Origin of the sequence: Chitinophaga sancti (assembly GCF_034087045.1) — a bacterium.
GTDB lineage: Bacteria > Bacteroidota > Bacteroidia > Chitinophagales > Chitinophagaceae > Chitinophaga > Chitinophaga sancti_B.
The window spans coordinates 1469845-1482938 of the sequence record NZ_CP139247.1 but is presented as its reverse complement, the minus strand read 5'-3'; the positions used below and the strand labels follow the sequence as shown (position 1 = coordinate 1482938).

General features: G+C 42.5%; 14 protein-coding genes. 6 read left to right on the top strand and 8 right to left on the bottom strand.

Features of this window, described 5'->3' with window-relative positions:
* Positions 1–497: 497 nt before the first annotated feature.
* The 6 genes from rpiB to SIO70_RS06215 all read right to left on the bottom strand — a co-directional run bounded on the left by rpiB (position 498) and on the right by SIO70_RS06215 (position 6608).
* The gene (gene rpiB, locus SIO70_RS06240; RefSeq protein WP_320580091.1) at positions 498–959 is read right to left on the bottom strand and encodes a ribose 5-phosphate isomerase B; all 462 of its coding nucleotides are present in this window, start codon (positions 957–959) and stop codon (positions 498–500) included.
* Positions 960–995: 36 nt separating this feature from the next.
* Positions 996–1853: a twin-arginine translocase subunit TatC gene (tatC, locus tag SIO70_RS06235; RefSeq protein WP_320580090.1), complete on the bottom strand. Its 858-nt coding sequence runs from the start codon at positions 1851–1853 to the stop codon at positions 996–998.
* Between the two features lie 711 nt (positions 1854–2564).
* A complete protein-coding gene (locus tag SIO70_RS06230; RefSeq protein WP_320580089.1) occupies positions 2565–3833 on the bottom strand; it encodes a hemolysin family protein in 1269 nt (422 codons plus the stop codon).
* An 83-nt stretch (positions 3834–3916) separates the two neighbouring features.
* Positions 3917–4480: a guanylate kinase gene (gene gmk / locus SIO70_RS06225; protein ID WP_320580088.1), complete on the bottom strand. Its 564-nt coding sequence runs from the start codon at positions 4478–4480 to the stop codon at positions 3917–3919.
* A gap of 95 nt (positions 4481–4575) precedes the next feature.
* Entirely contained in the window at positions 4576–5889 is a 1314-nt protein-coding gene (gene murA, locus SIO70_RS06220) for a UDP-N-acetylglucosamine 1-carboxyvinyltransferase (RefSeq protein WP_320580087.1), read from the bottom strand.
* On the bottom strand, positions 5886–6608 hold the full coding sequence (locus SIO70_RS06215) for a DUF4290 domain-containing protein (protein ID WP_320580086.1): 723 nt from the start codon (positions 6606–6608) through the stop codon (positions 5886–5888). Before SIO70_RS06215 ends, murA begins: the two co-directional genes overlap by 4 nt.
* A gap of 436 nt (positions 6609–7044) precedes the next feature.
* Between SIO70_RS06215 and SIO70_RS06210 the strand changes: the two genes are divergently transcribed.
* Positions 7045–7341: an SDR family oxidoreductase gene (locus SIO70_RS06210; protein ID WP_320582057.1), complete on the top strand. Its 297-nt coding sequence runs from the start codon at positions 7045–7047 to the stop codon at positions 7339–7341.
* Here the strand turns inward: SIO70_RS06210 and SIO70_RS06205 are convergent.
* Both SIO70_RS06205 and SIO70_RS06200 read right to left on the bottom strand, forming a co-directional pair.
* Positions 7229–8149 (bottom strand): tryptophan 2,3-dioxygenase family protein, encoded by a 921-nt coding sequence (locus tag SIO70_RS06205; RefSeq protein ID WP_320580085.1) that lies wholly within the window; start codon positions 8147–8149, stop codon positions 7229–7231. The two genes, SIO70_RS06210 and SIO70_RS06205, sit on opposite strands and share 113 nt — an antisense overlap.
* A gap of 79 nt (positions 8150–8228) precedes the next feature.
* On the bottom strand, positions 8229–8696 hold the full coding sequence (locus SIO70_RS06200; RefSeq protein ID WP_012788686.1) for an Lrp/AsnC ligand binding domain-containing protein: 468 nt from the start codon (positions 8694–8696) through the stop codon (positions 8229–8231).
* 494 nt (positions 8697–9190) lie between these two features.
* Here SIO70_RS06200 and trmB point away from each other — a divergent pair, with 494 nt between their 5' ends.
* The 5 genes from trmB (at position 9191) to SIO70_RS06175 (ending at position 13078) form a co-directional block, all read left to right on the top strand.
* Entirely contained in the window at positions 9191–9898 is a 708-nt protein-coding gene (trmB, locus tag SIO70_RS06195; protein ID WP_320580084.1) for a tRNA (guanosine(46)-N7)-methyltransferase TrmB, read from the top strand.
* A complete protein-coding gene (locus SIO70_RS06190) occupies positions 9870–10073 on the top strand; it encodes a DUF5522 domain-containing protein (protein WP_320580083.1) in 204 nt (67 codons plus the stop codon). Before trmB ends, SIO70_RS06190 begins: the two co-directional genes overlap by 29 nt.
* A gap of 158 nt (positions 10074–10231) precedes the next feature.
* The gene (locus SIO70_RS06185; protein ID WP_083723246.1) at positions 10232–10675 is read left to right on the top strand and encodes an IPExxxVDY family protein; all 444 of its coding nucleotides are present in this window, start codon (positions 10232–10234) and stop codon (positions 10673–10675) included.
* A gap of 80 nt (positions 10676–10755) precedes the next feature.
* Complete coding sequence (locus tag SIO70_RS06180; protein WP_320580082.1) at positions 10756–10986, top strand: 4a-hydroxytetrahydrobiopterin dehydratase; 231 nt, start codon at positions 10756–10758, stop codon at positions 10984–10986.
* A gap of 16 nt (positions 10987–11002) precedes the next feature.
* Positions 11003–13078 (top strand): histidine kinase, encoded by a 2076-nt coding sequence (locus SIO70_RS06175; RefSeq protein WP_320580081.1) that lies wholly within the window; start codon positions 11003–11005, stop codon positions 13076–13078.
* Positions 13079–13094: the final 16 nt, after the last annotated feature.

Genomic DNA, 13094 nt, shown 5'->3' with positions numbered 1-13094 from the left:
AAATCCGGATGGGGGTTGCATCACATTATATTCAGATCATGTATCCCCGCAATTCACAAATGATGTCGTTGCGCTATTACGACGAATAATAGTGGTTAGGCGCCGGCGTACAATATTAGTAGCAGGTATTTCCATGGTGGTAAAATTTATAGGTTACTTATGATGGGGGTTTTGGTTTGCAATTCTCTTGTCTAAAAATAATTCCTGTGCGATGTTAAATACCGAACGTTACAATGCTTGTTTTTGATAAAATGGAATAGTCGTAGGTATTCACTAAAGCACGCTATGTACAGATTGGATTCTAATATAAAATGACACTCAAGTGACTGACTCTTAACACAATTTAACAAAAGATTTTATTATTGCCAAAATAATTATATGCTTAAAATGAGTGTGCTATTTACGTTTTTGGAAGTATTATTTTTTGCCTTCGATTGCAATATAAAAAAGGCGCTGTGGCATATGCCACAGCGCCTTTTTTATTCATCAAGCACCTGTTATAAGCAGGCGATTTTTCTAACTCTGTTTTCATGTCTGCCACCTTCAAATGGGGTGTTTATGAATACGTCTACCATTTGTTTTGCCACCGTATCATCTACAAAGCGGGCAGGTACGCACAACACATTTGCATTGTTATGACAGCGGGACAGGCGGGACAGTTCTTCGCCCCAACAGATCGCTGCACGAATACCCTGGTGTTTATTAGCTGTAATTGCTACGCCATTACCACTCCCACACACGAGTATGCCAAACGCTGCCTGCTCTCGTTCTACCAGTGTCGCTACGGGATGAGCGAAGTCAGGATAATCGGCCGATTCACTAGAGAATGCACCGACATCCTTAACCTGTAAACCTTTTGCTTCCAGGTATGAAATAATCTCTTCCTTGTAGTCGAAGCCAGCGTGATCAGAGCCGATGGCTATTGGCAAAGACAAATTGAATGTTGTTTGTTGTGACATAAAAAAACTTTTAAACAGTGAAACCGTTACGCTTTATCAGGACCACTCTTCTATTTCCGGTTCTTTTTCTTTATCGTCCATACCTTTCAGTGCTCTAACAGATATATAGATACTGATTTCATATAGCAAATATAAAGGTGTAAATACGATCAGCTGGTCAATTACGTCAGGTGGAGTGATTACCGCTGCCAGTACCAGTATTATCACGATTGCGTGACGACGGTAGGTGCGCAGGAAAGTAGGTGTAATCAATCCGATCTTGGTAAGGAAGAAGATGAGTACGGGCAATTCAAATAATACACCCATACCAATTACGATCTGGGTCATCAGATCGAAGTAGTCATCTATGAAAAACTGATTGACAGCTTTGGTCGTTACGGTATAGCCAGCCAGGAAGTTGATCGTAAAAGGCGCCATCAGGAAATAACTGAAGCAGATCCCTAAGAAGAACTGGAAGGATACCCAGAAGATAATACCTCTTGCTCCTTTTATTTCTCTTTCTTTCAGTGCCGGTTTTACAAAGCGCCAGAATTCCCAGAAGATATAAGGAAAGCCTAATACCAGGCCGACAATAAACGCCAGCTTGAACTGGAGCATGATTTGCCCCGTCAGGATATGGTTCTGAAATACTATATCCACCGGGGTAATACAGAGCTTATCTCCCAGCCCGGTTGCGTGGCTAATTTTACACAGTGCGATATAGGAAGGAAAATCCCTATTAGTAGGACCAAAAACAATTCTATCCAGTATTTCATTTGTATATACCCAACCGATGATACCAAACACCACAATTGCTACAGCAGCGCGGAACAGATGCCCTCTTAGTTCATCCAGGTGGTCAAAGAAAGTCATCTCCGCTTTCTCATTGTTATTTGCAAAAAGTCTCTTGAACATATCTGATATCAGGCTGAGTTAAACATTATTTCCTAAGGAGCACAAATATAGCTGTTGCCTGGAAGAAAACAGAGTAATACGGATGGTTTTAATGTGATTTAAATGCAGGAAATGATAAGTGATAAGTAGTAAGGTATAGTCTGGCAGGGAAGTTGATATTAGGTTAACGATTTAGCAGTACAAGAGGAAGACTACTTAAAAAAAAGAGAGCCAGCCCGAGAAGAATCAAGAGCCGGCCTTTCATCCATTGTTTGTTAACCCCAAAAAAGTTGAATTCGAGAATGTCTTTAGTTTCCAGTGTCACTTCCTATTCGATTGATGGCAAGCTTTCAAAATAGTCCGTGTTTCTGGTCACTTTTAAATTTCTATTACAAAAATAGTAAAGAATTATGTTATTATCAATGTTGTAACAATTTTTTTTACATCCTTTTAACAAAAATCAAATCATTGTGTTACATCATCTGTAGCAAATGTATAAAATTCGTGTTAATTCCCTACTACTTTTTTTAAATCGTTTTAGCAGGTCAGATGCTTAATGACTATGCAAATATATTAAAAAAAATATCACAATATCAATACCTGATTTCTTTTCTTTTATAAAAAACTAGTAAGTTCTCCTAAATACCTGACAAATAAGCAACTAAAAGTGAAGTTTTTTTCAAAAAAAGCCGTCATTTTATCCAGATGTGGATAAGTACATGATCTCTATACTTATCCGAGTACTTTCATCTTAATCATTTCGATGCGTGTCTCAGTCACATTAATTATTTCGAACTCATAATCATTGATAATAATGCGTTCTTTTTGACGAGGAATAGTCTCGTGATGATTAATGATATAACCTGACAGGGTCTCACTTTCATCTTCAGGAAAATCAAATCCATATTTTTCATTGAGATAATCGAGTTCCAGACGACCGGAGAAAATATATTCTTTTTCTGCGATCTGCTTGTCTACAAACTCTTCCTCATCGTGTTCGTCCTTGATTTCCCCGAATATTTCCTCGAGTACATCTTCGATGGTTACAATACCAGCGGTACCACCAAATTCATCTACTACCCAGGCAATGCTTTTACGCTCTTTATTGAACTTGCCCAACAGGTCGATGGCACTCATCGTCTCAGGTACAGCCAAGATAGGGTGCAGAATGGCCTGAATATCAGTAGGGCCTTTGAACATATCCAGCTGGTGAATATAACCGAGTATATTATCGATGGTGTTTTCGTAAATGATGACCTTAGACAGCTTGGTGTCCATAAACTTGCGCTGTGCCTGTGCAATAGGACTATTTATCTCCAGGGCCTCTATTTCCTTGCGGGGAATGAGACAACCACGGATCTTGACATGTGCAAGGGATAGGGCATTTTCGAACAACTCAGTATTCAGCTCCTGGTTTTCGGTCACATGCTGTTGCGACTGGCGTATAAAATGCTCCACATCCACACGTGGGAAAGAGGTAGCGGTTTCTATAATCCTGACGTTAAAAAGATATTTCAGTATCCATTCAGATACTGATACGAGCAGACTACCTACTACAAACAGTGGTTTTGAAATCACTGATATAGGCAGGGCAAAGAAACTGAGCAGTCCTTCAGGCCGGGAGCGGAATATAGCACGGGGCAGGAAGAAACCGAATGTAAGTAATATCAGGGTCGCCAGCAGCAATTCCATTAACAATAACAGGGGCTGATAGCTGGTACTTTCCTGTGGGGAGAGTACTTTGTTCCAAAGGGGCTGAAAGAATCCGGCGAACAGAATGCCATAGATAACGATCGTAATCGTAAGGCCCAGCAGGCTGGTAGCCAGAAAACGCGAGGGGTTATCATTAAAACTGGCAAGGATCTTTCCGGTAGCGCGGCCTTGTTTCTTCTTGAGCTCAATGCTAAGTTTGTTCACATTGGCGAAAGCTGTTTCCAGCCCGGCGAAGAAACCTGCCAGCAATACCAGGAATGCCAGTATTGGGAGTGTATAAGTATCCATATGTAACAAAAATAAAGAATTCCTGACTGCAAATAGTGTGCAGATAATTTGGGAAAGGGGCCTTGCGGCCCCCTACGATACAATTATTTTAAAAAGGCCTCTACCAGCGCTTTTACTTCTGCATAAGCGACTGGTAATTTATCATTGATCACAATTTCATCAAACTGATGCGAGAAAGAAAGCTCATAGCGGGCTTTCCCCAATCGTTCTTCCAGCGAAGCCTGGGTTTCTGTACCCCGCTCACTCAGACGAACCCTGAGGGCATCGAGTGTAGGGGGTTGAATAAAGATAGTCAACGCAGCTTCCTGATAATGCTCCTTGATACTCAGTGCACCCTTAACATCAATGTCTACCATTGGCGTCTGCCCATTGTGCCAGATGCGTTCCAGCTCTGACTTCAATGTACCATAATACTTACCGGCATACACCATTTCATACTCGGCAAATGCATGTTCCTCTATCTTATCATGAAAATCTTCCTGGGTCAGGAAATAATAATCCTTTCCATTCACTTCCTGCTCTCTCGCTTTACGTGTAGTTGCAGAAATGGAAAATGCCAGCTGCGGCATCTCTGATAACAGTTGCTTAACGATGGTGGTTTTTCCTGCTCCGGAAGGGGCGGTGATAATAATGATCTTATTAGCCATAATATAGTTTCCTGATTAAAATTAAGCCATAAGCAGCAGGAGTTCGTCTCTTGAAGCTTATGGCTTATAAATATTCTGCGTACAGCTAATTGTACTTATACTCTCTTGATATCTGCCCCCAGCTTACGCAGGCGCTCATCGATGTACTGATATCCGCGATCGATCTGCTCAATATTCTGGATGGTACTCTTACCTTCTGCACTTAATGCAGCTATAAGCAGAGATACACCCGCCCTGATATCAGGTGATGACATAGTAATACCTCTCAGTTTATGCTGACGGCCCAGGCCTATCACCACTGCACGGTGAGGATCACAAAGTACGATCTGGGCACCCATATCGATCAGTTTGTCCACAAAGAACAAACGGCTTTCAAACATCTTCTGATGGATCATTACACTACCTGATGCCTGTGTGGCAACCACGAGTACAATACTCAGCAGGTCTGGCGTAAAGCCTGGCCATGGGTGGTCAGAGATAGTGAGGATAGATCCATCCAGGAAAGTCTGGATTTCATATTTGTCCTGTGCGGGAATATAGATATCATCGCCCTGGATCTCCAGCTGAATACCCAGTTGACGGAACTTTTCAGGAATTATACCCAGGTGCTGCACACCGGCACCTTTGATCGTGATTTCGCTTTGTGTCATTGCAGCCAGACCAATGAAGGAACCGATCTCAATCATATCAGGCAGCATACGATGGCTGCAGCCTTTGAGAGAAGTGACCCCTTCGATGGTAAGGAGGTTAGACCCTACTCCACTGATCTTAGCACCCATGCTGTTCAGCATTTTTGACAGCTGTTGCAGATAAGGTTCGCAGGCAGCATTATAGATGGTGGTTGTACCATTTGCCATCACAGCCGCCATTACGATATTGGCTGTACCTGTTACCGAAGGCTCGTCCAGCAGCATGTATGTACCTTTCAGGCCACCATCGCCAGCTTCAAGCCTGAAGTAATTATCATCATTATCATATACGAACTGGGCACCCAGCTTTTCGAACCCAATAATGTGGGTATCGAGACGGCGGCGACCTATTTTATCACCTCCGGGTTTAGGGATGTAGGCTTTGCCAAAGCGGGCGAGTAATGGGCCAGCTATCATGACAGAACCTCTCAGTCGTCCTGATTTCTTTTTGAATTCTGCACTTTCCAGATAAGGAAGGTTGATCTGATCAGCCTGAAATTCGCAGGTGTCACGGCTAATCCTGTTAATTTTCACCCCCATATCACCCAACAACTCTATCAGCAGGTTTACATCCAGGATATCCGGAATATTGCTGATGGTCACCTTTTCGGGAGTTAGTAAAACAGCACTGACAATCTGTAAAGCTTCATTTTTGGCACCCTGGGGCACAATTTCCCCTTTAAGACGGTTGCCTCCTCTTACTTCAAAAGCACTACTCACTTGTTCCTGTTTTTATATTTTTGGTTCTTATTGTTGTTGTTTTTAGTTTTTCCGCCTTTGAAGTTATTCTGCTGCTGGAAATTGCGTTTCTTGTTACTACCACCAGCATTATTGCTGGAAGTACGAACAAATTCAGCATTGGTATTAAAGTTCGGACTTGTTGCAGCAATTACAGCACTCGCATGTGCCGCTGTATTGAAACCTGGGTGAAATTCCAGCTGACCGTTAGTGATACCGGTGAGCTCCGCTTTGATAGCATCGTCATGCACACTTTCCTTATGCCAGTTGCTATAGGCCAGTTTCATGTAGTTACCGATACATTGTGTAAACCCATCCTTCTTTTCCTGATTGTCTTCGGCGATGGCCTTATCAATGACCATCTCCAGATTTTTACCAAAGTGACGATTGCGGGGATACTTTTTAGGGTAAGGCAGTCTTTCTGGTCTAGCTTTCAGGGTTTCGCGTGTAGGAATGGGGTAAGGTGATTCTACATCTAATCTGAAGTCGGAGATGAGAAACAGGTGATCCCATAACTTATGCCGGAAGTCTTCAACATTGCGGAGGTGGGGGTTGAGCGTGCCCATAAGCTCGATAAGCGCCATTGCATTGGCCTGGCGGTGATCTGGGTCTTGTATATTCAGGACGTACTCGATCATCTTTTGGATGTTCCGTCCATACTCCTTCATAATCAAATGGTTACGGGTGGTATTGTATTCCATATCACAATTTAAAAAAATACTAATGTAGTCTTGCTTGAAAGGTAAGTTTTGTGCTTTGCGCATTCACAAATGCAAAAGTGCTAAAGGAGAACATTTTTAATTTTTGTACCCTGGGCTCTGGCTAAAGCCGGGATGGCTTTTTTCATGTGAAAGCAAACCGTTCTATGCAAACTTATGAAAAATAGTTTAATTGTACGATAGCTGAGAGTTTCGTGGAGAATTAGTTTAACGTTTTGTATAGAACCACCGGGCCCTGCTGATACCTATGTTAAATCTTTTCCAACTTTAATATTACTTCAACTTCCGGGCCTTAAATTTATTGTTACAACATGCATTCTTCAAAAATTCTATTTTATGGGAGCACCGAACAGCAAAGTTGCGCTGGTAACAGGCGCAGGATCAGGCATTAGGCGAAGCAATCGTGGTGTAGGAAGCAATCGATCAGCTGGCAGCTTTACACCCTATAGGCCGGTTAGGTCAACCTGAAGAAGTTGCGGAACTGGTGCTATTCCTGGGTAGCCCCGCCGCATCATTCATGACAGGATCTTATGATCAGGTAGGTGGATGGCTGTTATCTCGCACGATAAAAAAAAGCCGCAATTTAAAGCTGCGGCCTATTTTTATAATTCCTTTCCCCAGTTGTCCATTTCTTCTTCTGTCCATAATTCCGGGAAGAAAACAATACGTTTATTGCGGGGAGGCAGGTATTTCTGCCAGTTGGTTCCACCAGTAGCAGCTATATCTTCCGGCTTGCGGTTCAGATAGCGAACAGCTGATTTATAGTGCATGAGTGGCCAGCGTACATTGATATTCGTATCATACTCCTTCAACAGCGGTATGAGCTCCTGCTGGTCTTGCGGAGACAACCGGCGATACTGCGCCTGTATGTTATTATCCTTGTAACGAGTGGCCAGTTGCAGGAACTCGTTCATGTACTTCAACTCAAACTGCCGGAGAGTAAGAGTTTTCTTACCTGTAGACAATTCAGTAGCCCCACTTCGCCAGTAGATCTTTTCCAGTACCTGATCCAGCTCAGTCTCTTTTAGGTCCGCGCGCTGTGGTTGATAGACCAGGTTGACCAGGTTTGTGGAGCAGATTTCAATTTTTCTGAATTGGCCACTCTGGAAACCGGAAGCCGGTAACAGGGCCATTCGGAACTGCAGGAACTGATCTTTGTCCATACCATCTACCATGATCTCAAAAGAGTTGATCAGGTTACGAAAGTAATTGTTGATCCTTTTGAGTTGTGTCTGAAAAACTGCTACAGTGAGCGTTGGTGCAAAGCTGATTTGCTCAATAGCCTGGAGCGCGAGTTTGAAATACAATTCAGTGATCTGGTGATAAATGATAAAGATGTTCTCATCCGGAATGGGGGTACGGGGATGCTGAAGGTTAAGTAGAACGTCGAGCTGGATATAATCCCAATAGGTGAGGTAATCTGCATAGAGCAGCCCATCCAGATAGGAAGACAGGTCCTGGCCCATAGCAGCATACTTCTCTTCAAGACGCTTGATCTTGTCAGTAATTTCTGTTGTAACCATAAAGTATGAATATGAATTTAGAAGTCCCCTCCCCTGCCTTTTACAGCTGACGGGAAGGGGAAAATATCATGGGGCTTGCCTATTCCACAACGTTGATCGTTCTATAAAAGCTTTCTTCCAGAGAAATTAATGTTTCGGTGCGTTCAATGCCTTTGATCTTCTGTAATTCATCGTGAAGTATGCGGCGAAGTTGTGTAATGTCTTTACAGATTATCTCTGCAAACATGCTATAGCTACCAGTTGTATAGTTCAAGCGTACCATTTCAGGTATCTTACGCAATTCCTTAGCCACAGTGTCGTACATGGAGCTTTTTTCAAGGTAAATACCGATAAAAGCAATTACGTCGTAGCCGATCATTTTTAAATCTACGTGTAATTTTGTACCTTTAACGATACCCAGTTCTTGTAGCTTCTTCATTCTAACGTGGATCGTGCCACCGGAAACGAAAAGCTTCTTTCCGAGGTCAGCGTAGGAGATTTCTGCATTATGCATCATTTCACTGATGATCTGCAAATCGAGTTTGTCAATATTCAAATTGTGGCTCATTTTTACAATTTGTTTTTGAATGCATTAAAATTACATGCAAATATTTGAAAAATATCGAATTTTCAAAAATTTTTCTTAAAAAATTTGCAAGAAAACCGTTATGTCTTTAGATTTGCATCATAATAATCATTCAAAACAACGCCGACGTCAAATAAACGGGGGCCGGAATTGAAAAAAGAGAGTGAGAAGTTCTTAAATATTGTGGGGTGATGAAATTTGGCAGACATGCCCTCTTGTCTCGGGGGTTGGGAGTCCAGGATAAACACAGCATAATGGGTTGACCACTAATCTTATTTGTGCTGCGGCTAACTGCCCAGTGGAGGTTCGAGCCCTCCCCCTACAGCCTTGGTTTAAAGCTGTTCCGTTCACGCGGGACAGCTTTTTTGTTTTTAGGCCCTTTCGTTCCCCTTTTAGAGCCAGCCGTAGACCTTTCTGCTCCTTTTTATATCTTCTGCCGAAGGCAGATACAGTTAATCTATTATTTTTGCACCCAAATGGGACAAAAAAAATTACAACGTTTCGCCGAAATTGAGACATTCCCGAATGTACTGATCTATCCGGAAGGCATGCCGGGCCAATGGCAGTCATTCTATAAGAATACCAATCCCCTGACACTGGAACTTGCCTGTGGCAAGGGAGATTATACTATTGGGCTCGCCAGACGCTTCCCTGAAAGGAACTTCCTGGGCGTAGACCTGAAAGGTAACCGCATATGGAGAGGTGCTAAGACCGGAATTGATGAGAATATAGATAACGCCGCCTTCCTCCGTACACAGATCGATAAGCTCAACAATTATTTCGTACCGGGAGAAATCAGTGAAATCTGGATCACCTTCCCGGATCCATTTCTTCGTCAGTCCAAATCAAAGAAAAGACTGACCCATCCTAAGTTTTTACAATTATATCAACCACTCCTGGCGCCAGGTGGCACCATCAATCTGAAAACGGACTCCCCGGAGCTGTATGCCTTTACCCAGGAAGTGATCGAACATAGTGGATGTACTTTAATAGAAGACATTCCCGATATTTATGCTTTAGGTGAAGTACCTGCCCTTTTACAGATTCAGACGTATTACGAAAAAATGCACCTGGAGAACGGCAGAACTATCCGCTATCTCAAATTCAGACTACCGGAACAACCGATTGACTGGAAGTCTATAAAATTACCATCTGATGCAGCCCCAGCTGAAGGAGGGAATTGATTTTTACTATAATGAAAACGGGTATGTAGTACTCACAGCAGCTTTTCTACTAAAGAGAGGATATTGCTGCGGCAATGGATGCATGCACTGCCCTTACGATTACGAAAAAGTACCGGAACCCCGCAGAAGTGATCTGCTCGCTGCCCGGAAGTTAAATAATAAAGAAAAAGGCTGACCTCGACAGCCTTTTTCTTTTATTGGCACGGAAAGTGCCCGATAAGTGTGACAAATCCGTAACCTTAAAAGGTGTACATTGGCGTCCGCCGGGAAAAATGGTTTATAACAATGAGAGACGCTGTTGAACATCAACCTTCTACTAGTCAACCTACTAGCATGTCAGTACTCAAATTAAAACTGGATCAGGACCAATTAGTGGAAGACTTCTTCGAGTCGACCCATCTGATTGGCATCGTGTCTTCTGCGCGGGATTATCAGGTGTGCTGGCAGGTAAATCGGGATCTGCACTACGACTTCAGGGTTAACAATTCTCTGGAGATCAACCTGACTAAAAATCAGCGGTCGTTTTACTTCAGTGTGTTTGAATTTGAAGAACCGACCAAATCAGCGGCACATTATTTCTATAATAATCACTGCCAGGCAGAATTCCTACTCCCTGAGCTAAAAAATGTAGATTATCTCTGGTTGATTAAAGGAGATTACTACCAGCTGCAGGATGTCAAAAAATTAATCGGGCAGTTACGTCATGTGGAGCCAGTACAATTAGTATCTTTATTGGATATTAGAAAGCTCGAAAACAAGATGAACCTCATCTTTTAACCGGAAATTACCGGTTTTCCTCACCGAATCACACTATTGCATGAACACTTTAATTGTTTCATGATTAAAATCTTTTTGTTATGTGGCAAGAGAAAAACAATCAACTATATCGTGCCTTTACATTCAAAGACTTTAAAGAAGCATTCTCATTTATGACTAAAGTAGCACTGATAGCTGAAAAAATGGATCATCACCCCAATTGGAATAACGTCTATAATAAGGTGGAGATTTATCTGAACACGCACGATGCCGGGGACACCATCACCGACAAAGACCATGCGCTGGCAAAAGCTATTGATAGTTGCCTATAAATTTTATACTTAAACAGTGATTCGGATCTATTTCTTATTACTGTTGTTTTGTTACTCCAATAAAACCCTGGGCAGCTTAACAGCAAAAGACACACTGGCAGCAGATTTTGATAATCTTCCGACAGCTCTGGATCTGCGGCCCTGGTTGATGAGCATGGAAGATTTGGGGGAGCAGGTAACACCACAACAGATACCTATTTTGCATTTCAACCACAACGTTTCCCTTTTCCACGACTCAAAAAAGAACAATGGAAAAGGCCACGATTGCTGGCTTCGTCTATCTGTAAAAAATACCGGTAGTGAAGATTCTGTATTGGCTCTCTTTACAGGGTGGCATGACCATATGTACTGGTACGTGCAGGAAGGCCAGCAACTACAATTGCTGGTTCAGACTGGTATGATGCAGGACAGAGACAACATTCGCCGCTGGGAACATTATGCTTTTCCTGTGAATGTGCCACCCGGAAAAACACGTACTTTCTATTTACATATCAATAACCAGTTTTTTAACGAGAACCCACTCATGCCAGTATTGTACGACGCCATGCAATACAATAACTTCCGGAATGCTACTTTGGCGCACTTCCGTAAAGAAGAAGCCATGATCTTTATGCTGCTGGGCATGTTGCTGGTATGTCTTACAATTGCAATCATCAATTATATTCAATTACCGGATCGCTCGTATCTGTACTTTGCTGCATACATGCTTGGGTTGATTTTATTTTTTGCCCTGCGGCTGGATAGTAAACCCTATCAGCTATCCGTGTTTTACAACTGGCCAATGTTGAAATATTACTGGGATGTGCCGGCACTATTATTCTGTTTTTATCTTATGTACCTGGCCTTCGGGAAATCCTTCCTCAACCTGCAGGAGCGGTATCCCTTTATGGAAAGGTTGTTCAATATATTTGCCTCCTGCATTGGTGGTATTATTATCATTTGTTTTTACTGTATCGCCAGGGGATTGTACCAGGTGCCGGGCATGATCTACAGCTATGTATATCTCGCCACCCTCCTTCCTTTGCTGGCGGTATTCGCAGCACTGGCCAAGCGATCCCGCCATCATCCACTGGTACGTTTTTTTCTCTTTGGATCACTCTGTTTTTATATGGCCAGCTTTGGCTCCTTTCTCATGCTGATACGTCCTCTGGGACTGATCAGTGCACTGGGAGAACTGTCTGCCCCTTCGTTGCTCATCATTGTCGGGGTATTGCTGCAATCTATGTTTTTCCTGGCAGGCCTCAGTTATCGCAATAAACTAGTGCACCATGAAAGAACCCGTACACAGGAGCTGCTGATCAAACAACTGAATAAAAACAAAGAACTTCAGCATAAACTGAATGAGCAACTGGAAGAACTTGTAAAAGAACAGACGACAGAAATTCTCCGCAAGAAACAGGAGCTGGAAGAACAACGAAAAATACACCTGGAAACAGAGTACGATAAAAAACTAACAGAGATAGAACTGAAGGCCATCCGCGCGCAGATCAATCCACACTTTATTTTCAATTGTCTTAATTCCATTCAGCTGTTTGTCATGCAGCGGGATTATGAATATGCACAGAAGTATTTGTCTGATTTCTCTTACCTGATCAGGAAAACATTAGATTTCTCAAGACGCAATTTCATATCATTAGCAGATGAAATCGCGTATCTGAATACTTACCTGGGTCTTGAAAAGATGCGGTTTGAAAATAAGATGGAATATGAGCTGCAGGTAGATCCGCTCATTGCCACCGCGGAACTGGAAATACCTGCTATGCTGCTACAACCATATGTAGAAAATGCGGTAAAATATGGAATGACGAATTCCCGTGACCATATCGGACACCTGTTGATACAGTTTAACCAGGTAGCGCCGGATATGCTGGAATGCCTGATTGAAGACAATGGTATTGGTATAAACAGGTCTAAGTCTATGCGTACATTACCGAAGCATCATCAGTCGTCCGGCATGGAGATCAGCTCTAACCGTGCAGAGTTGCTTAACAAGATGTACAACACGGGAATTCACATAGACATCATTGATAAATCGGATAAAAATTCTTTGGAAAGTGGTACTATTGTGCGGATACTTATTCCCCAATTGTAGGCCAGCTACTACTCTT